Annotated in this window: 14 protein-coding genes; 2 read left to right on the top strand and 12 right to left on the bottom strand. The window is 68.6% G+C overall.

The window, feature by feature from the left end:
* Positions 1 to 46 precede the first annotated feature (46 nt).
* The 3 genes from AC13GI_RS19960 to AC13GI_RS19950 all read right to left on the bottom strand — a co-directional run bounded on the left by AC13GI_RS19960 (position 47) and on the right by AC13GI_RS19950 (position 4,774).
* Complete coding sequence (locus AC13GI_RS19960; RefSeq protein ID WP_482997155.1) at positions 47 to 1,066, bottom strand: ribonuclease H-like domain-containing protein; 1,020 nt, start codon at positions 1,064 to 1,066, stop codon at positions 47 to 49.
* The gene (locus AC13GI_RS19955) at positions 1,063 to 3,552 is read right to left on the bottom strand and encodes a DEAD/DEAH box helicase (protein WP_482997154.1); all 2,490 of its coding nucleotides are present in this window, start codon (positions 3,550 to 3,552) and stop codon (positions 1,063 to 1,065) included. The genes AC13GI_RS19960 and AC13GI_RS19955 overlap by 4 nt, the downstream gene beginning before the upstream one ends.
* 79 nt (positions 3,553 to 3,631) lie before the next feature.
* Entirely contained in the window at positions 3,632 to 4,774 is a 1,143-nt protein-coding gene (locus AC13GI_RS19950; protein WP_482997153.1) for a hypothetical protein, read from the bottom strand.
* Positions 4,775 to 5,013: 239 nt separating this feature from the next.
* Between AC13GI_RS19950 and AC13GI_RS19945 the strand changes: the two genes are divergently transcribed.
* Both AC13GI_RS19945 and AC13GI_RS19940 read left to right on the top strand, forming a co-directional pair.
* A complete protein-coding gene (locus tag AC13GI_RS19945) occupies positions 5,014 to 5,535 on the top strand; it encodes a hypothetical protein (RefSeq protein ID WP_482997152.1) in 522 nt (173 codons plus the stop codon).
* Between the two features lie 37 nt (positions 5,536 to 5,572).
* On the top strand, positions 5,573 to 6,247 hold the full coding sequence (locus AC13GI_RS19940; protein WP_482997151.1) for a hypothetical protein: 675 nt from the start codon (positions 5,573 to 5,575) through the stop codon (positions 6,245 to 6,247).
* 121 nt (positions 6,248 to 6,368) lie between these two features.
* Here AC13GI_RS19940 and AC13GI_RS19935 read toward each other — a convergent pair whose 3' ends face one another.
* Genes AC13GI_RS19935 through AC13GI_RS19895 form a run of 9 tightly spaced genes read right to left on the bottom strand, consistent with a single transcriptional unit; the run spans position 6,369 to position 18,708 of the window.
* Entirely contained in the window at positions 6,369 to 8,174 is a 1,806-nt protein-coding gene (locus tag AC13GI_RS19935) for a hypothetical protein (RefSeq protein WP_482997150.1), read from the bottom strand.
* The gene (locus tag AC13GI_RS19930; protein WP_482997149.1) at positions 8,171 to 10,336 is read right to left on the bottom strand and encodes a hypothetical protein; all 2,166 of its coding nucleotides are present in this window, start codon (positions 10,334 to 10,336) and stop codon (positions 8,171 to 8,173) included. The genes AC13GI_RS19935 and AC13GI_RS19930 overlap by 4 nt, the downstream gene beginning before the upstream one ends.
* On the bottom strand, positions 10,333 to 11,454 hold the full coding sequence (locus AC13GI_RS19925) for a BatA domain-containing protein (protein WP_482997148.1): 1,122 nt from the start codon (positions 11,452 to 11,454) through the stop codon (positions 10,333 to 10,335). Before AC13GI_RS19925 ends, AC13GI_RS19930 begins: the two co-directional genes overlap by 4 nt.
* Positions 11,451 to 12,347 carry a DUF58 domain-containing protein gene (locus AC13GI_RS19920; protein WP_482997147.1) on the bottom strand — a complete coding sequence of 299 codons (897 nt, stop codon included), beginning with the start codon at positions 12,345 to 12,347 and terminating at the stop codon, positions 11,451 to 11,453. The genes AC13GI_RS19925 and AC13GI_RS19920 overlap by 4 nt, the downstream gene beginning before the upstream one ends.
* A 7-nt stretch (positions 12,348 to 12,354) precedes the next feature.
* A complete protein-coding gene (locus AC13GI_RS19915; RefSeq protein WP_482997146.1) occupies positions 12,355 to 13,338 on the bottom strand; it encodes an AAA family ATPase in 984 nt (327 codons plus the stop codon).
* Positions 13,339 to 13,351: 13 nt separating this feature from the next.
* Positions 13,352 to 14,059, bottom strand: a complete 708-nt coding sequence (locus AC13GI_RS19910; RefSeq protein ID WP_482997145.1) for a DUF4159 domain-containing protein — start codon at positions 14,057 to 14,059, stop codon at positions 13,352 to 13,354.
* On the bottom strand, positions 14,059 to 15,393 hold the full coding sequence (locus AC13GI_RS19905; RefSeq protein ID WP_099819496.1) for a TldD/PmbA family protein: 1,335 nt from the start codon (positions 15,391 to 15,393) through the stop codon (positions 14,059 to 14,061). Before AC13GI_RS19905 ends, AC13GI_RS19910 begins: the two co-directional genes overlap by 1 nt.
* Before the next feature lie 21 nt (positions 15,394 to 15,414).
* Positions 15,415 to 17,049, bottom strand: a complete 1,635-nt coding sequence (locus AC13GI_RS19900) for a TldD/PmbA family protein (RefSeq protein ID WP_482997144.1) — start codon at positions 17,047 to 17,049, stop codon at positions 15,415 to 15,417.
* Positions 17,050 to 17,076: 27 nt separating this feature from the next.
* On the bottom strand, positions 17,077 to 18,708 hold the full coding sequence (locus tag AC13GI_RS19895; protein ID WP_482997143.1) for a TldD/PmbA family protein: 1,632 nt from the start codon (positions 18,706 to 18,708) through the stop codon (positions 17,077 to 17,079).
* Positions 18,709 to 18,993: the final 285 nt, after the last annotated feature.

The raw sequence follows: 18,993 nt of genomic DNA, 5'->3' as shown, positions 1-18,993 counted from the left end.
AGGGAAAAGCCGCAGCGGAGCTGCGGTGCGTTGCACTGCACACGATCTACCCGGCAACCAGCGCCAGCGTCTCCCGTTCGCGCTGCTCTTCCCGCACCAGCCGCTGCAGCAGCAGCGCCAGGGTCACCACGTCCTGGTGGTTGTGGTCGGCCACCCGGCGCAGGTTCAGCGCATCGCCGCCGCGCAGGTAACGCAGCCAGGCAGCGGGAGCTTCCGAACCGGGCAGATCGTCCTCGCGCACCACGCGCAGCAGTTGCCGCTCGATGGTGGACAGCTTGCAGTTCTCCCACGTGCCGCGATAACGGCGGCGGGTGGGATACAGCAGGTCGACGTGGTCCCGTGCAGTGATGGGATCGGCCTGCCGGGCCAGCCGGTAACGCGTCTTCAGCAGTGGTGCGTCGTAGCTGCGGCCGTTGTAGCTGCAGAACACGGTATGCGGCTGCAGCCAGCGGGCGAAGGTGGCCAGCATGGCCTCTTCAGCGGCCATCGTGGAGATCAGCAACTGGCGGATGCGCAGGCCCTCGCCGCGCTGCGGGCACACGTGCCAGTCGGCGGCGCCGATCATGAAGGCGCGGGTGCCGGTGCCGCCGGCCAGGCCGGTGGTTTCGGTATCGAAGAACAGCAGGTCGCGCGCAGCCACGTGCTGGTCTTCGCGCTTGGCGAACGCCAGCGACAGCGGCATGGTGGGAATCGGCTGTGGCTGCAGCGACTCGATCAGGAACAGGCCGGGCGCGATCTCTTCACCGGGCAACTGCCGGTCCTGTGCACTGGCACGTGCCGGCGCCGGGCCGCCACGCGAGCGCATGCCGAGCAGGCGATGCAGGCTGCCGACCTCGGGCCGTCGCAGTGCTGGCGGCGCAGGCGTGGAGGTGGCGGTGCCGGTCGGCTTGTGGCGGATCTCCTGTTCCACCCAGGCAAACACCGAACGCTCGGCCGGTGGCTGCCGCGCATCGTTGGCGGCCACGGGGGCCGGTGGCGTGTCCTGCGCCGGCGCGGCAGGCGTGCCCGCTTTCGGGTCACCGGCCTGCTTCCGCAGCAGGCGCAGCTTGTCCAGGCTCAGGCTCACGGGGCGATCAGCTCCATCGGGTCGCGTGTGCTCACCACCACGTCGGCGACATGCTGGCAGGCATTTGCATCGAACAGGTCGAGCACGCGCAGCGCCAACGCACGCGGTGAGGTTTCGTCTTCTTCCTGCGCGGCCAGCACCGGGCCGACGCAGGCCGGACAACCCGCCCTGCAGTCGCAGCGCTGTACCAGTTCGCGCGCGCGTTGCACCAGCTCGGCCTGGCGCTGCCACAACGGCTCGCTCAGGCCGACGCCACCGGGGAAGTTGTCGTACAGGTACACGGTCGGCACGAACTCCTGCAGCAGTTCCACCGCGCCCGGCTCGCCATCGCTGCCACGCAGCTGGCCGCGGCCGCTCTGGTCGGCAATCGCGATCCAGGTGCCATCGCCGTTGCCCACCGACTTCTGCAGGTCGCGCGCATCGGCCATCACCGCCACCGTGGCGACGATGTGCAGCGCATAGGCCGCGCCGAGGAACCCATCCAGCGCATCCTGCTTGCTGGCGAAGGCGCGCAGCAGCAGCGCCTGCGGCAGCTGCCACCACACTGCGGTGGTGTGCAGTTCCTGGTCGGGCAGGTTGACCGGACCGTAGCCGATGTTCTCGTGGGTGTAGTAGCGGATCTTCTTGTAGCCGGCCACGCGGCGCACCACGTGTACTTCGCCATGGTGCGAATCGCCACGGCCGGCCACGCCACCATCGAAACGGTCCAGCACCTTGAGCTTGGTGAAGTCGATGCTGTCGGTGTAGTAGTCCACGTGGGTGCGGGTCACGTAGGCCTTGCGGCCTTCCCAGTCCAGCGTCTCCACCTGGTAGGGGGTGGACTGCACCATGTGGATGGCGCCTTCGTACAGGGTGAGCGCGGCAGCCGAATAGTCGACCTCGGCGATGATCTGCTGGCGGCCATCGCTGCGGTCGACCACCACGAAGTTGCCGTCGGCCACCGCGCGCAGGCTGACCGCGTTGGCCGGGTAGCTGTCGGCGATCCACTCCCAGCGCTCGCCTTCGCGATGGATCACCTCGGTTTCGGCCAGTGCTTCCAGGAACACTTCCGGATCGATCGGGCCGAAGCCATCGCCGACCCGGAACGGCAGCTCGAACGCCGCGCAGCGGATGTGGTCGAACAGGATCAACGGCTGGTCGGGCGCGATGCGCGCGTGTTCCGGCGACGCTTCGGCGAAGAAGTCCGGATGGCGCACCACGTACTGGTCCAGCGGCTGCGAGCTGGCCACCATCACCCCGAGGGCAGGCTGCTGGCGGCGGCCGGCGCGGCCGAAGCGCTGCCACGTAGCGGCCACGCTGCCGGGATAGCCGTTGAGGATCACCACGTCCAGGCTGCCGATGTCCACGCCCAGCTCCAGCGCCGAGGTGCTGACGATGCCGTCGATGTTGCCGGCACGCATCGCACGCTCGGTCTCGCGGCGCTCGGTGGGCAGGTAGCCGCCGCGGTACGCGCGGATGCGCGGTGGCTTGCGCGGGTCGTGGTCGAAGATGTCCTTCAGGTACTTGGTCAGCACCTCCACCATCAGCCGGGTCTGCGCGAATACCAGCGTTTTCAGCCCGGACTTGATCGCGATGCGGGCGATGCGGTTGCTCTGCGAGCGCGCCGAGGCACGCAGGCCCAGGTCGGGGTTGATCACCGGCGGGTTCCACAGCAGTACCTGCTTGGGGCCGCTGGGCGCGCCGGATTCGGTGATGGCAGTGACCGGCGCTTCGATCAGCGCCTCGGCATGCGCCTGCGGGTTGCCGATGGTGGCCGAGCACAGGATGAACTGCGGTTGCACCCCGTAGAACGCGCAGATGCGCTTGAGCCGGCGCAGCACGTTGGTGACGTGGCTGCCGAACACACCGCGATAGGTGTGCACTTCGTCGATGACGATGTAGCGCAGGTTCTCGAAGAACTGCGCCCACTTGGTGTGATGCGGCAGGATCGCCTGGTGCAGCATGTCCGGGTTGGAAACCACGATGTCGCCATGCAGGCGGATCGCCTGGCGTGCATCGCCGGGGGTGTCACCATCGAAGGTAAAGGCCTTCACCCCGAGGTCGCCGGCGCGGTTGAGCTCCAGCAGCTCGGCCACCTGGTCCTGGGCCAGTGCCTTGGTCGGGAACAGGTACAGCGCCTTGGCCTTGTCCTGCATGGCGGCGCTGACCACCGGCAGGGTGTAGCACAGCGACTTGCCACTGGCGGTGGGGGTGACGATGGCCACGTGTTCGCCGCGCTGGCTGGCGTCCCAGGCCTCGGCCTGGTGGCTGTACAGCTGCTCGATGCCGCGTGCCTTCAGTGCCGCCGCCAGGGCCGGTGGCACGGACTCGGGAATCGGCGCATAGCGGCCTTCGCGGCCGGGAATGGCGAAGCTGCCGGTGATGCGGTCCTGGTAGCGGCGCTGCAGGCGTGCGCTGAGCAGGGCGCCATCGCGGGCGGGCAGGCCATCGCGGGTAGCGAGCTGCTGCTCCGCATCGGCGGTGCGCTTGGCGAGTTCGTAGGCCATGGGAAGAGGATTTTCGGGGGATCACATGGCACCACAGATGGGTCTCAGCATGTGAGACACGGCGACTGGAGGGCGTGAATCATTCAGTGCCTGGGGCCGGGCGTGCCTCGAACGCGGCGCTACGCGCGGCAGTGCGGCTGACCGACCGACGAACGCACACAACGAGCATCAGCGCGTGCCAGGCCGCCGCCAACAGCGCGAACATCTGCCAGTGGAGTACGCCCGGCCAGCCCAGGTCCAGCCGCTGCGACAGGGGCGCCCAGAGGGCGCCAAGCACCAGCAGAAGCAGCAGCATGACGAGCCAGGCCAGATGCCGGAATCCCCCGCTGGACGGGTAGCGCAGCCGGTCGCTGGCCAGGCACCAGCTTGACCCTGCGGCCAGCACCTTGCCATCACCTTCGCGTACATCCAGGCGCAGCGCACGGCCGGTGGAGAATCCCGCGACGTCCAGCCACTCCCATGGAAGCTGCACGCGCAGGTCGCTGCCCAGCAGCCACGCCTGCGATGTCTGTGCGTTCCGCTGGTACGCGCGCAGGCGCCCTTGCACCTGCAGCACGCGCTGTGCCGTCGCCGGGCCCCTGCGGCGCGGTCGACCCAGCCAGACTGCCAGGCCGGCGAGGGCGAGCAGGGGTACACCTGACAGGTAGCTGACGTCATGCGGCAGGGACATGCAGAGCAGGCCGGACGCATCGGCAGCGGCCCATAGCGCCAGCACCGCGATCAACAGCGCAGGCAGGCGCAGCCCGGGTCCGCGTCGCATCGCGATTTCTTCCGGCGTCTCCAGACGCTCGCCACGAAGCTGGCTGACGGCTGCAACCGGCCGCATTGCGGTCACATGGAATCCATTGAGACGCACCACAACGGCCCAGCGCTCGCCCAGCACCACTTCGGCGTCATTGTCCGCAGCAAGGTGTGGGCATGCCTGCCGCGGCAGCAGCACGGGAATGCCGCCCAGCAGGCCGTCGGAGACCGGGTAGTGGCGGCTGACGGCGCCTCCGGTGAACCTTCCGCGCAGTACCCGCACCTGGTCGCCATGGACGCAGCCGGTCAGTGCGCGCACCGTTGCCAGCGCCGTGTGTTCATCGGCCTCCAGCGTGCGCAGCACGCTGCTCCGGCGCAGCGAGGCCAACCCTGTGCGGACGCGGGACGTCCATTCGGCAACGGCGGCTACGATCATCGCCAGCAGCGAGGCGAGTACGACCAGCAGTGCAGCGCGGGACATCAGCGGCCGAACCGCTGCAGCGACATGGAGGTGGAGGGAGGTGCCATGGTCGACATCGGGGCGGGGAAACAGCGCAGCTTGTCGGCCCAGCGCCCCGATGGGAATGACGATTGTTGCAAACGTCGGCGCAGCAGCCGGGTCCGGTGAAGCGGGATACAGCCTGAACGCCCACGTGGTTGCCAACGAAATCTGAAGCCTGCATCCGTATCCTTGGCCGCTGGACGCAACCAACAGGGTGGATGGCTGTGGCACGACGTGGAACGCAGGGAGCACTTCTGGCCAGCCTGCTGCTGACCGGCATCGCGCAGGCGCAGCAGGCCGCGCCGGTGACGCTGCCCGATCCTGCGCCTGCTCCCCCTGCGGACGTACCGGCGGCAACCACCGCGCCGGTTTCCACCACCCTGCCGCAGGACAACGTCACCACGCTGGGTGAAGTGCGTGCGCTCAAGCCTGAAGACGACCAGCCGCTGGACCTGTACCGCTTCAAGAACCCGCTGAAGGCCGAGAACAACCGCTTCAGCCGCAACTGGAGCGAGCCGCCGTCGCCCGAACAGGTCAGCATGGCCGGTGGCTACATCATGATGGGCGTGGTCAAGGGGGTGATGGCGGCCGCGAAGGGAGTGAACAAGCTCACCGGTGGCCCGGACCAGATCCAGTCGGCCATCGCCCGGCCGCCACCGGAACTGAGCGCGGAGCAGCAGCGGCGCGCGCTGCAGTTCTGCGCGCAGCAGGACGGTTGCGGCGCGCCGCCGCAGAAGTAGGCGGTATCCTGAGGGCCTTCCCTTCGAGGCTGCCTGGATGCTGCGACGTACCCTGTTCCTGCTTGCGACGCTGAGCCCGCTTGGCGCATCCGCCAGCGACCTGACCGATGGCGGTTCCTGCCGCAATGGCGCGTTTCCTTCGGAACAATCGGGCTTTGCCCTGGCCAGGGTGGTCGGCACGCCACGCCTGTACCTGCTGGGCGACATGGATGGCTGTCCCGCGAAGGGCGAACCCGCCTGTCGCCAGCGCAGCTACGTGGTGAGTGGCGATACGGTGGTGACCGGGCGCGATCTTGGCGGCTACCGCTGCGCGTTCTTCCCGAACAAGGTGGGTGGCAGCGCAGGCTGGGTGGATCGCAGCAAGCTGCAGGCGTTGCCGGTGCCCGCGCCTACGCTGCAGGCCTGGTCGGGAGACTGGAAGGACAGTGACAACGGCCTGCGGATCCGCGTGCGCGACGGCCAGCTGCACGTGCAAGGCGATGCCTACTGGCCCTCGGCCAACCCGACGCCGGCCGAACGCCCGGGTGGCCCGAACATCGGCGCGGTGAGCGCGCAGGCGGTGCCGCGTGGTGCCCAGGTCGACTTCGTGGAGGACACCTGCACGGTGCACGCGCAGCTGCTGGGGGACGTGCTGATCGTGGCCGACAACAGCGAGTGCGGCGGCATGAACGTGCGCTTCAATGGTGTGTACCGGCGCGCGGCGAAACGTTGAACGGCGCATTCCGTCGATTCACGCATGGCGTCAGTAGATCCACGCCATGCGTGGAGGGTGTCTGCGATCCAATCGGTGGGGTCAGAGCCCCTTCGCACGCGAAAGGGGGCCGACCCCGGGCTCAACGTCGTCGCTCAAGCCACCACAGCAGCGATGCGCACAGCACGAACGCCAACCACCACGGCCAGCGCGACCCCGGCACGCGCTGGTCCGCCTGCGCGGTAGCCGGTGCGGCAGCGGCCAGCCGTTGTGTGGTGGCATCGATCATCGCCTGCCGGTGCAGCGCCGGGGCCTGCTTCGGATCGAACACGTAGCGCCAGTGCGGGCGGTCGCCGTGCTGCAGGCGCTGCCAACCGGCCTGGCGCGGCCACCAGCCCGCGCATCGCGCTGTGCTGGTACCGCTGTCGACGATCAGCGGCACGCCCTTGCCGTGCGTGTCGAAGGCCTGCAGCGGTGCCTGCACGCCACACAGCGACTGGCGTTCGCCGGCCCAGGCCAGTGCCTGGGGCGACCATGGGCCTTCGCTACCGGGCTGCGCGCGTGCCAGGGTGGCAAACACTGAGCTCCACAACTCGCCGTGGCGATCCTCGCGGCCGGCCAGTACCCAGCGCCAGCTGTCAGTGATCGGCAGCACGCCGATACGCCCCTTGCCGACGGCGCGCCAACCGCCGATGGGCTTGCCGTCGCGATCCTGCAGCAGGGCGCGGCTGTCGACAGCCTGCAGCGCCAGGGACTCCAGCGGCGGCAGTGCCGCTGCGTGCGACGCGCGGTCGGCGTCTTCGCCGTCACCGGTGGCCAGGGTGCCGGCGGCCAAGGGCCCGCGACGTGCCTGCAGCATCGTCGCGTCACCCTCGGCGGCCATTGCCGCGACCTGGCTGCCGGCATCGCCCTGCAGCGGCAGGCCCAGATCGCGCAGGCGTTGCCGTGCGCTGGTCGATGGCGCGCCGGTACTGCGCACCAGCAGGCCCAGGCCGTCGCGCAGGGCCTGGCGCACGGCCGCCATCTGACCGGCGCCGAGTGCGGCCAGGCTGCGCTCGTCGAGCAGCAGCAGGTCGCTGCGCGCCAGCGTGGCTGCGTCCAACGCCACGCTGCCATCGCCCAGGCTGAGACCAGCGCCGGTCTCGGCCTGTACCTGCACGCGGATGCCGGCATCGGTGGCCCAGCGGCGCAGGTACTTCAGTTCGGCGCCCGGTGCAGCAGCGCGCACCAGCAGGCGCAGCGGAGTGGCAGCCAGTGTCTGCTGCGGCACCGGCATGCTGTCGGCCACATGGCCCGGCGCATCCAGCAGGCGCAGCTGGAACACGCTACGGCCTTCGGCGCGGGCGATGCCGCTGAGCTGCACCCGGCCATCTACTGCCAGCGGCGCACGATCGACCACCGCGCCGGCCGGGTCCAGCAGCTCGGCCTGCGCGCGTTGCACGCCGCGTGCCTGTGCGTGCACAACGAAGCGTGCGCCGGGAGCTGCGTCCGCAGGTGGCTGCAGAGCCATCCATCCGCTGGGTGCAGGCGCTGCCTGCCAGCGCGTATCGGTGGGCAGTGCGGCATCGCGATCACGCGCGGCCAGGCCGGCACCGACCAGGGTCACCGTGGAGGATGGATGACGGCGCAGTGCCGTGGCCAGGTCCGGCACGCGCGCTGCACCGGCCATGGCCGGTGCTTCCGGCAGCAGCACCCGGGTGGCGCCGGCCGGCAGTGCACCCGCCTTGTCGGCCTCGGCGCCAATCACCACCAGGCCGGCCAAGGGAACGCGTTGTGATGGCGGCAGCAGGCAGACGTACAGCAGCGCAGCGGCGGCGGCCTGCAGCGTGAGTACGGCGATCAGATGGCGGCGACCCCGCGTCGGCGAACGCAGCTGGCGCGCACTGGCGACGAGCACGATCAGCCCCAGCACGAGCGCGATCCACACGTTCACTGCCGATGTGCTCATGGCTGCGCCTCCAGCGCGTCGAGGTAGCGCTGCCCCATGGCATCGGCGGAATTGCGCCGCATCACCTGCGGCAGGGGCCGCTGCAGTGCGCGCCACAGCTGCGCACGCAGGCGCTGTCGGCACTCGGTGCAGCCGGGTTCGATGCGCAGTTGCTCGATGGCGGCAGCCAGGTCCAGTGCGTCCGGCAGGAAGGCGCTGTTGCGCTGTTGCCAGGTTGCCAGCATGTCCAGGTCGGGCGTACCGCTCTCGTCGCCCAATCGCTGCCAGGCCTCGACGACGGCCGGGTCCGGGGGCGTGCGTGCGGCCAGCGGCAGTGCGCGGCTGGCCAACCCGGCACGGTCGCCGCTCAGGCGTCGGCTCTCGTCGATCGGCGGCAGCTCCGGGCCTACGCGGGCCAGGTAGATGCGCTCGGCCTGCTGCACCTGCTTGATGAACGCCAGCGCTTTGTAGGCAAACGGCAGGGCCTGCTCGGGGCGCCCCTGGCGCAGTTCGCCTTCGGCCGACCACATCTGGTCCAGCGCTGCCTTCAGTGTGGCGCGCGTCTGCGGGTCAAGCAGCGTCGCCGCCTCGGCGTGGTCGTGGGTATGCCCGTACTCGGACAGCACGTCGGCGGCGCTGCCGAACACCGGTGGCGTGTCGCTGCCGCTGGCTGCGCCGCCGTGGTCGTGGCCGTGCTCGTCGTGTGCGCCGGCCTGCGCCTCGTGATCGCGCTCACGCTCGTCGTCGTGCGTGTCGGCCGCGGGCGTATCGCTGGTGGGCAGGTCGCTGGTCGGCGGTGGCTTCGGCGCGCCCTCGCTTTCCTCGCCCAGGAACTGGCCGTAGCGCAGGCGCAGGATGCGCTGGTCGACGCCGATCGCATCGCTGCGCTTGACGAAGGTATCGGCGGCCACGCTCCGGCGTTCGCGGATCAACGCCTCGGCATCGATGATGATCTGCCGCTGGCTGCGGAAGTACGCTGGCAGGGTCTTCTTGATACGGCCTTCCAGTTCGGCACCCAGCACCGCTTCGGTGCTGGGCAGGCGCAGGATCACGCTGCTGCTGCGGCCGACCTGTGCTGTCGGCGCGTGGTTGTCGCGCACTTCCAGCTGGGCGATCACATCGTTGCCAGACTGTGCGCCCAGAGCGGCCAGGTCGAGGGTGTGGGCAAAGCGCCGTGCCGTGGCCTCGCCGCTGCCGTTCAGGGTCACGTTGCGCCGGACGAAGGTGATGTTCTCGCCGCTGCCCTGGGTGGTGGTGATCGACAGCGTCGCCTGCGGGAGGACGCCATGATCGTCGCTGGCCTCGAAGCGCAGCGCCCACTGCCGCTGCCCGGGGCTGCCCAGCACCAGGCTGGCAGCAGGGTCGATCACACGCACCGTGGGTGCACGATCGGCCACTACGTCGAGCCGATGCAGGCGGGTGTCGGCCAGCGCCGGTTCGCTGACGACGCGATACAGCAGCGGGGTGCGCGCCACGTCCTGCGCCTGCCATTCACCGTCGTGCTCGCGCAATGGCAGGCGACGGCCATCATGAAACTGCAGCCAGGCCTTGCTGGGTGCACGGTCGAAGCGCAGCGACCAGGACAGGCGACTGTCGGCGGCGACCTTGGCGTCGAGTGCGTTCTGCGTACGCGTGGGTTGGCCGGTGTAGGCCGGTGCATCGATGTGCAGGCGGGTGGACTGAAGACGTAGTGGACCGGCCTTGGCGTTGCTTTGCGGTGTCGCAAGGGCGGCGGTGCCCGGTGCGGCGTTGTGCGGCCAGCCCAGTGCCAGCCCAGCGACGGCGATGCCGCCGATCCAGCACAGCGCCACCGCCCTGCGCGGCCAGCGTGGTCGCAGCTCGGGGAGATTGCGTTCAAGCGCCGCCAGCACGTGCGTGCGCTGGCGTTGCTGCAGTGGATTGAGCGTGCCGGCGTTGGCGAACAGCAGGTCGGCGCTGTCCTCGCTGGCACCACTGGCATCCAGCCTGCGCTGCAGCCAGCGCCGGTCCAGCTGCCGGGCGCGGGTCGTTGCCACGGCCGCAATGAGGAGCAGGGCCACGGTCGCCACGACGCAGGCGATATCAAAACCCGACAGGCGCAGCGCCAGTGCCGCCGCCGCCAACGCCCATGGCAGGCCCAGCAGCACGGTGATCGCGGCCCGGCGCCGGCGTGCGCGTTGCCATGCCTGTTGCAGCGTCTTCATGGGGCAGCCCTGCGTCGCGCGCTGCTCGCCATCCAGCGCTCAAGCGCGAACAGCAGCACGATCATCAGCAGCAGCCAGGAGGTCGGTTCACGCAGGGGCGGCGTTGCCGCGGGCAACGTCGCGCGACGTGGTGCCTGGTCCTGCGCATCACCGAGGTGCGGGGTCGATGGCGGTTGCAGGGCCTGCAGCAGGTCGCGCGGCAGGCGGTCATCGCGCAGTGCACGGTTGCGGGCCACGTTCCATTCGCCGGGAAGATGCAGCAGGCGGCCCGTGCCGATGCGCTGCTGCCACAGCAGCGGTGCATTGTCTGCATCACGCAGCAGGACGGCTGCGCCCGCGGGCGGCTTGGCAGCGGTCAGCACCGTGCCGCCCTGCTGCAGCCACTGCTGCCAGGTGCCAGGCAGTACATCGGCGCCGGTCCACACGCCAATCTCGCCGCGACCCGGCAACGCATCGTCGGCCAGGGGCGCAGCCAGCGGTTGCGTACTCCATGCGCGCTGCAACGCGCCCAGCCAGTGCTGCGCTGCCGCTGGGGCATCACTACGCGTACGCAGGCGTGGCGCCACGGCGGCGTGCGGCACTGCAGTGACGGCCAGCGTGTGCGGCTGCCACTGCACCTCGCGCGACAGCTGCAGGCGGGCACCATCAAGGCCGGGCAAGGGATCGGGTACGTGTACGGTCAGCGCGGTGCCGGCCGGCAGCTGCGCATCCAGCTCGCGCAGCAGGCTGGGCAGGGAGGCAGCGTCCACCGGCGTGGACTGGTCGATGGGCGGGAAGCCCGGCGCCAGCCAATGCCAGTTGCGTGCATCGGCGCTGCCGCGCAGTGCGTTCGCGTCCAGGCCCGGTGCCACCACCGTCCACGCCGCTGGCACCGGTTTAGGACCGGTCAGTGCTGGGCGCGCCAGCAGCAGGGCCAATGCGGCCAGCAACAGCAGGCGCACCAGCAACAGCGGCCAATCATCGAAGCGGATGCGTTGGCGCGGTCGTATCTGGGCGCGCAGCCAGCGTAGCGCAGCGAAATCCAGCGGCGTATAGGGATGACGACGGGCGAGGTGGATCAGCAGTGGCAACAGCCATGCAGCCAGCGCCGCCAGGCCCAGCGGAAACAGCAGGCTCATGCGCCGCCCCTGCGGCCGAACAGCGCCTGCAGCGGCTGGTCCAGCGGCTGGTCGAGCCAACCGGTGGCGGTGGCGATGCCACTGGACTGCAACCGCGCCTGCAGCGCGGCGTGGGCCTCGGCGAAGCGCTTCAGGTAGTCGGCGCGGATCGCGGCGCCATCGCCCAGCAGTTCCTCGCCCGTTTCCGGATCGCGGAAGCGGTGACCAGCATCGAAGGGGAAATCGCGTTCGTCGGCGGTCAGCACCTGCAGCAGCATCACCTCGCGGCGCGTGCTGGCCAGCTGCTCCAGCAGCACGATGCCCGCGTCATCGAAGCCATCGCCAATGGCCAGCAGCAGATCGCCGGGGCGCACGCGTTCCCACAACGGTCGCAGGCGCTCGGCGCCCGGCCATCCGCCACGCGCCTGCAGGGCATGCAGTTGCAGGTGCACGCGGTCGCGCTGGCGCGCGCCATGCGCGGCCGGTACCAGTTGCAGGCCTTCGCCATCGATGGCCAGCAGGCCGAAGCGATCACCCTGCTGCAGCGCCAGCTCGACCACGCAGGCTGCCAGTTGCCGCATGTGGTCCAGGCGGCTGCGTGCCGGTGCCGCGCGATCGGCCTGGCCAGCCGAGGCAGTGGCATCGAGCAGCAACCAGACGGTGATCGGGCTTTCGCGCTCGGATTCACGCACGAAGAAGCGGTCCGAGCGCGCGTACAGCTTCCAGTCGATCTGGCGCAGTTCGTCGCCGGGCTCGTAGGCGCGGTATTGGGCGAACTCGAGGCCGGCACCGCGGCTGCGGCTGGCGTGCTGGCCGATGCCGCTTGCGCCGCTGGCCAGGCGTGGCCACAGCCGCAGCGCACGCAGTCGCGCACGCAGGTCGGGTGGCAGCAGCAGCGGCGTGCCGGCGGTCACCAGTGGATCAACCGGGGAATGGAACGGCCTGCAGCAGTGCGGCGACCACATCGTCAGCCCGCTTCTGCTCGGCTTCGGCGGCGAAGGACAGCAGCAGGCGATGACGCATCACCGGTGCGGCCAGCGCCTGCACATCCTCGCGGGTGGCGGCGAAACGTCCCTGCAGCAGTGCGCGCGCCTTGGCGGCCAGCACCAGCGACTGCCCGGCACGCGGGCCCGCACCCCATTTCACCCACTGGTTGATCGCCGCCGGTGCGCCCTCGCCGGGACGGCTGGCGCGGACCAGACGGGTGATCCAGGCCAGCACGTCGGGGCTGACATGCACCTGGCGTACCGCCGCCTGCAGCGCGATCACCGCGTCGGCATCCATCACCTTGGGCACGCTTCCAGTGGCCCTACCGGTGGTCTGTTCCAGGATCTGCCGCTCTTCTTCCTCGCTGGGGTAATCGACCAGCACATGCAGCAGGAAGCGATCCAGCTGTGCTTCGGGCAAGGGGTAGGTACCGGCCTGTTCGATCGGATTCTGCGTGGCCAGCACGAAGAACGGTGCCGGCAACGTGTAGGTCGTGCCGGCGTAGCTGACCGTGCGTTCCTGCATCGCTTCCAGCAGCGCGGCCTGGGTCTTCGGCGGGGTACGGTTGAGCTCGTCGGCCAACAGCAGGTTGGTGAAGATCGGGCCCTGCTGGAAGCGGAAATGGCGATGGCCGGTACCGTGGTCTTCTTCCAGCAGTTCGGTGCCGAGGATGTCGCTGGGCATCAGGTCCGGGGTGAACTGCACGCGCCGGAACTGCAGTTCCAGTGCCTGCCCCAGCGAGCGCACCAGCAGGGTCTTGCCCAGCCCCGGCGCGCCTTCCAGCAGGCAGTGGCCACCGGCCAGCAGGCCGATCAGCAACTGCTCGACCACCGTGTGCTGGCCGACCACGGCGTGGGCGAGCGCAGCGCGCAGATCGTGCAGGCGCGGCAGCAGGGAATCGAGGTCGGGGGAGGTCATGGGCGTGGTCCGTTCAATTGTTCAATGCGTACATCACGATGTTGACGCCGAAGCGGGTGTTGTCTTCGGCCAGGAAACGCTTGTTGCGCCAGTCGTAGTCCCACTCGCAGCCGTAGTCCTTGTTGCTGTAGAGCAGGCCCAGCCGGCCATCGACCTCGATGCCCTTCAGGTAGTCGTGCACCAGGTCATCGCCCCAGCCGTTGAGCTCGAAGCTGGTGGCCGGCGGGCCGTCGAGGAAGCGGAAGAAGCTGCGGTACAGCGCGTGGCTGTTGGGCAGCTTCTGCAGCGCCTTCGGCCCGAACAGCCGGCCCATCTGCGCTTCGAACGAGGTGGCGAACAGGCCATCGATATCGTGGTTGCAGTCGTCGACGAAGACGAAGCCCCCATTGCGCACGTAGCGCACGAAGTTCTGCCGTTCGGCGGCGTTGAACTCGACCAGGGTGTGCCCGGCCAGGTAGCAGAACGGCGCCTCCAGCATGCGCGGGTCGGCCAGGGCCACCACGCGTTCCTGCGGGTCCACCCGCAGGGAGGTGTAGTCGATCAGCGAGGTGATCAGGTTGGACGGCATGCGCGCGTCCACGTCCCAGTCGCCGGAGTCGTACTGCAGGCGGGTGAACCAGAAGTCGTAGCGTGAACTGCGCGGGCCTGCCTGCGCCCATGCCGGCAGGGCTGCCGCCGAAGCGGCAGCGGCCAACCAGCGCAGGCAGGCCCGGCGATCCATCAGACCGCGTCGGACAACGAGGTAAAGGTGAAATCGCGCAGCTTCATCGGCGGGATCATCATCACGAAGCTGGATTCGTCACCGGCCACGCGCACCGGCTTGCCCAGCTCTTCGATGTTGTTGAGCATGATCACCGGCGATTCGTTGAAGCGGAAGTTCTTCACCGGGTACTTGATCTGCCCGTTCTCGATGTAGAAGGTGCCATCGCGGGTCAGGCCGGTCAGCAGCACGGTCTGCGGATCGACCATGCGGATGTACCAGGTGCGGGTGACCAGGATGCCCTTCTGGGTGCCGCGCACCAGCTCGGCGGTGTTCTTGTCGCCACCACTCATCAGCAGGTTGCCGGGCGTGGCCTTGGCGGTCTTGCCCTGCTTCTGCGCCCAGAAGCGCGAATAGTCGAGGTTGGCGATCTTGCCGTTCTCGATGATGGCGATGCGCTCGCGCGGCATGCCTTCGCCATCCCACGGCAGCACCGGCGCTTCCGGGTGCCACGGGTCGGCATGCATGTTCACGCGCGGATCGTAGACCTGCTCGCCCAGCTTGTTGCCGCCGCCCTTCTTCGACAGGAAGCTGCGTCCTTCATCGGCCGAGCGTGCGCTGAAGAAGTTCATCATGAAGCTGATCAGGCCCGCGGCCGCCGCCGGCTCCAGGATCACCGTGTACTTGCCGGGTTCCAGCGCCTTGGCTTCCTGCGACTCGGTCGCCTTGCGCATCGCGATGCGGATGTCCTGGTCGGCCTTGAAGTCGGCCGCGTCCTTCAGGTTGCGACCCACCCAGCCCGAACCACGGCCGTCTTCGGTGCGCACGGTGCAGGTGTAGTCGAAGTTGGTGGTGCGCTGGTAGCCGAAGTTGCCGTTGCTGTTGGCCGTAGCGTAGAAGCCCTGGCCGTCTTCCAGGAAGCCTGCAGCGATCAGCCCGTTGCCTCGGCACGGCGCGATCGAATCGGCGGCGACCTTGGCGCGGAAGGCCGGATCGATGGCGGCAGTGGATTCGCTGAAGGTCGGGCTGGCGCGATAGCTCTGCTTGCCGATGGCCGGCATGAACTCCGGGTTCTCCGGGGCCAGCCGGGCCAGGTCTTCGGCGCGGCGGACCACGCGCTGCAGCGCGGCGTCGTCGAACTCGTTGATCGAAGCGGTACCGACGCGCTTGCCGAAGGCCACGGTAACGGCCAGTTCGGTGTTGTCGACGATGCCACTGGTGGACACATTGTTCAGGGCGAAACGGATGTTGCCGTTGATCGACCCGGCCAATACGGCGGTGCACTCATCGGCCTTGGACAGGGCGATGACCTTGTCGAGGATGGCCTTGGCCTGGGCTTCGGTGAAGATACTCATGGTGTAAGGGCTCCTGACCGATCAGCCGAGGCTGCGTGCGGTGTTGATGACGTTGATGCCGTTGAAGCGCGCGGTCGAAGACCCGTGCGAGACCGCCGAGACCTGGCCGGGCTGGCCCTTGCCGTCGAAGAACGAACCGCCCAGGCGGTAATCGCGCTCGTCGGCGACGGCGCTGCAGGCATTCCAGAACTCCGGGGTGCGGATCTGGTAGGCCACGTCCTCAAGCATGCGGGTGATCTTTCCGTTCTTGATCTCGTAGAACAGCTGGCCGCCGAACTGCGCGTTGTAGCGCTGCTGGTCGATCGAGAACGAACCGTCACCGATGATGTAGATGCCGTTCTCCACGTCCTTGATCATGTCCGACACGCTCAGCGGCGACTTGCCCGGCGCCATCGACACGTTGGCCATGCGCTGGAACTGCACGCTGGACCACGAGTCGGCGTAGCAGCAGCCATCGGATTCGGTCTTGCCGAGGATGTGGGCCTGGTCGCGGATCGTCTGGTAGTCCACCAGCTTGCCGTTGCTGATCAGGTCCCAGCGCTTGCACTTCACGCCTTCATCGTCGTACGCCACCGCGCCGAGGCTGCCCGGCTGGGTCTTGTCGGCGAAGATGTTCACGTGTTCGCTGCCGTACTGGAAGTGCTGCTCGCGCTTGTCCAGGGTGGCGAAGCTGGTACCGGCATAGTTGGCTTCGTAGCCGAGCACGCGGTCCAGTTCCAGCGGATGGCCGATCGACTCGTGGATGGTCAGCCAGGTGTGCGACGGATCCAGGACCAGGTCGTACTTGCCAGGCTTCACCGACGGCGCCTTCAGCTTCTCCTGCGCCTGCTTGGCCGCTGCGATGGCATCTTCCTTCATGTCGTAGGACGAGCTGTAGTTGACCACGCCGTTGGGCGTCAGCACCTTGCCGGCAGGGGCGCCATCCAGATACTCATAGCCCAGGCCCATCGGCGCGGACAGCCCTTCGCGGGTGCGGAACTTGCCGCTGGCCTTGTCGATGGCGGTGATTGTCATCGGTGCCCAGATGCGGTGCACGTCCTGGTCGATGTAGGAGCCGTCGGTGGAGGCGAAGTACTTCTGCTCGTTCACCAGGAACAGCATCGAATTGATGAAGCTGGCGCCAGCGCCCATCGCCGCGGCGTTGACGTCCAGCAGCAGGTCGACCTTCTCCTTGATCGGTACCTCCATCGCATTCTTGCGGATCGGCGTCTTCCAGCTGACCTCGCCCACGCCCGGCGCCTTGGCCAGCTGCACCGGCGCGGTCTGCACGCCCGCGTTGGCCTTGGCGATGGCTGCGGCCTGCTGCGCGGCACGGGCCACGTCGGCAGTGCTGAGCGCATTGGTGGCGGCAAAACCCCAGGCGCCGTTGACGATCACGCGGATGCCGACACCGGTGGACTCGGTGTTGACCACGTTCTGCACCTTGTCTTCGCGGGTGATCACGAACTGCCGCAGGTAGCGGCCGATGCGCACGTCGCAGTAGGTGGCGCCGGCGCTGCGTGCGGCCTGCAGGGCGGCGTCGGCCAGGCGCTTCTTCAGCGCGGGGTCGAGGCTGGACTGCAGCTGCTCGGCGGCGATCGCCTTGCCGAAGAACGACGGCACGATCAGGCCGCCAGCGGTAAGCCCGGTCAGGGCCAGGAAGTCACGTCTGTGCAAGGCTGCTCTCCATGAAGGACGGGTGGCTCAAGCGCCGAGACTGCGCGCGGTGTTGATGATGTTGATGCCGTTGAAACGGGTGGTGGACGAACCGTGCGAGACCGCCGAGACCTGGCCGGGTTGGCCCTTGCCGTCGAAGAACGAACCGCCCAGGCGGAAGTCGCGTTCATCGCAGATGGCGCTGCAGGCGTTCCAGAACTCCGGCGTGCGGATCTGGTAGGCCGCATCCTCGACCATGCCGGTGATCTTTCCGTTCTTGATCTGGTAGTACAGCTGGCCGCCGAACTGCGCGTTGTAGCGCTGCTGGTCGATGGAATAGGAGCCACGGCCGTGGATGTAGATGCCGTTCTCCACGTCCTTGACCATGTCCTCGACGCTCAGCGGCGCCTTGCCCGGTGCCAGCGAGACATTGGCCATGCGTTGGAACTGCACGCTGGACCACGAGTCGGCATAGCTGCAGCCATGCGAAGCGTCGCGGCCGAGGATGTGCGCTTCATCGCGGGTGGCCTGGTAATCGACCAGGATGCCGTCGCGCACCAGGTCCCAGCGCTGGGTCTTCACCCCTTCGTCGTCGTAGCCGACCGCACCGAGGCTGCCCGGCTGGGTCTTGTCGGCGAAGAAGGTGACGATGTCGCTGCCCCAGCGGAAACCGGCATCGCGCTTGTCCAGCGTGGCGAAGCTGGTGCCGGCGTAGTTGGCTTCGTAGCCGAGCACGCGGTCCAGCTCCAGCGGATGACCGACGTTCTCGTGGATGGTCAGGAACAGGTTGGACGGATCCAGCACCAGGTCGTACTTGCCGGGTTTCACCGAGGGCGCCTTCAGCTTCTCGCGTGCGTGGCGGGCGGCGGCGATGGCGTCCTCGACCGGATCGTAGGAATCGCGGTACGCGGTGATGCCACCGGGCAGCTGCACCTTGCCACGCGCGTCCCCGTCGAGGAACTCGTAGCCCATGCCCATCGGCGAGGACAGACCGGCGCGGGTGCGGAACTTGCCGCTGGCCTTGTCGATGGCGGTGGCGGTGAACGGCAGCCAGATGCGGTGGATGTCCTGGTCGATGAACGAGCCGTCGCTGGAGGCGAAGTACTTCTGTTCGTTGACCAGGAACAGGGTGGAATTGATGTAGTCGGCGCCCGCATTCAGCGCGGCCGCATTGAGCGACAGCAGCAGCTCGACCTTGTCCTGGATCGGCACTTCCATCGCATTGCGGCGGATCGGCGTCTGCCAACGCACCTCGCCCACCGCCGGGGTGGGTGCCAGCTGCACCGGGCGGGTCTGGATGCTGGAATTGGCGCGCGCGATCGCGGCGGCCTGCTCGACGGCGGTGCGCACTGCCGATTCGGTCTGCTGATGGGTGGCGGCGAACCCCCAGGCCCCGTTGACGATCACCCGCACGCCCACACCGGAGGACTCGCGGTTGGTCACGTTGCCGACCTGGTGTTCGCGGGTGATCACCGACTGGTTGAGGTAGCGGCCGATGCGCACGTCGCAGTAGCTGGCCTTGGCCGCGCGTGCGGCGGCAAGGGCGACCTCGGCCAGGCGTCTGCGTTTGGCCGGGTCGACCGGGGCCAGCAACTGTTCGGCTGCGATCAGCCGCGAATGCGGCAGGATCAGGCCCGCCAGGCCCAGACCGGAAAATGCCAGGAACTCACGTCGTTGCACTGCGTCTCTCTCTCACTTCCGTGCGGCCGGCAAAGGACCGATCCGATCACGTCAACTCCTCGACTTTCGCCAGCAGCGGGCATTCGGGCAAGTGACTGCAGTCATGGTAGGGGTGGGTTTCGGCAGGGCTGCGCCCTGCACCTGCAGAGGCCAGGGCCAGAGCAACGTCAAAAGGCGGCATTCCGTGGGATGGCGGGGCGGTGTCGGATTGCGGGGACGCCGCAAGTACGTCCCTGTAGGCTTGGCCGCGGCATCCATGCCGCGGACACCCCGCAATCCGACACC

The sequence above is a fragment of the Stenotrophomonas sp. 82F1 genome (assembly GCF_056861525.1).
Note: the sequence above shows the minus strand (reverse complement) of the source record. Positions and strands in the feature narration are given on the sequence as shown.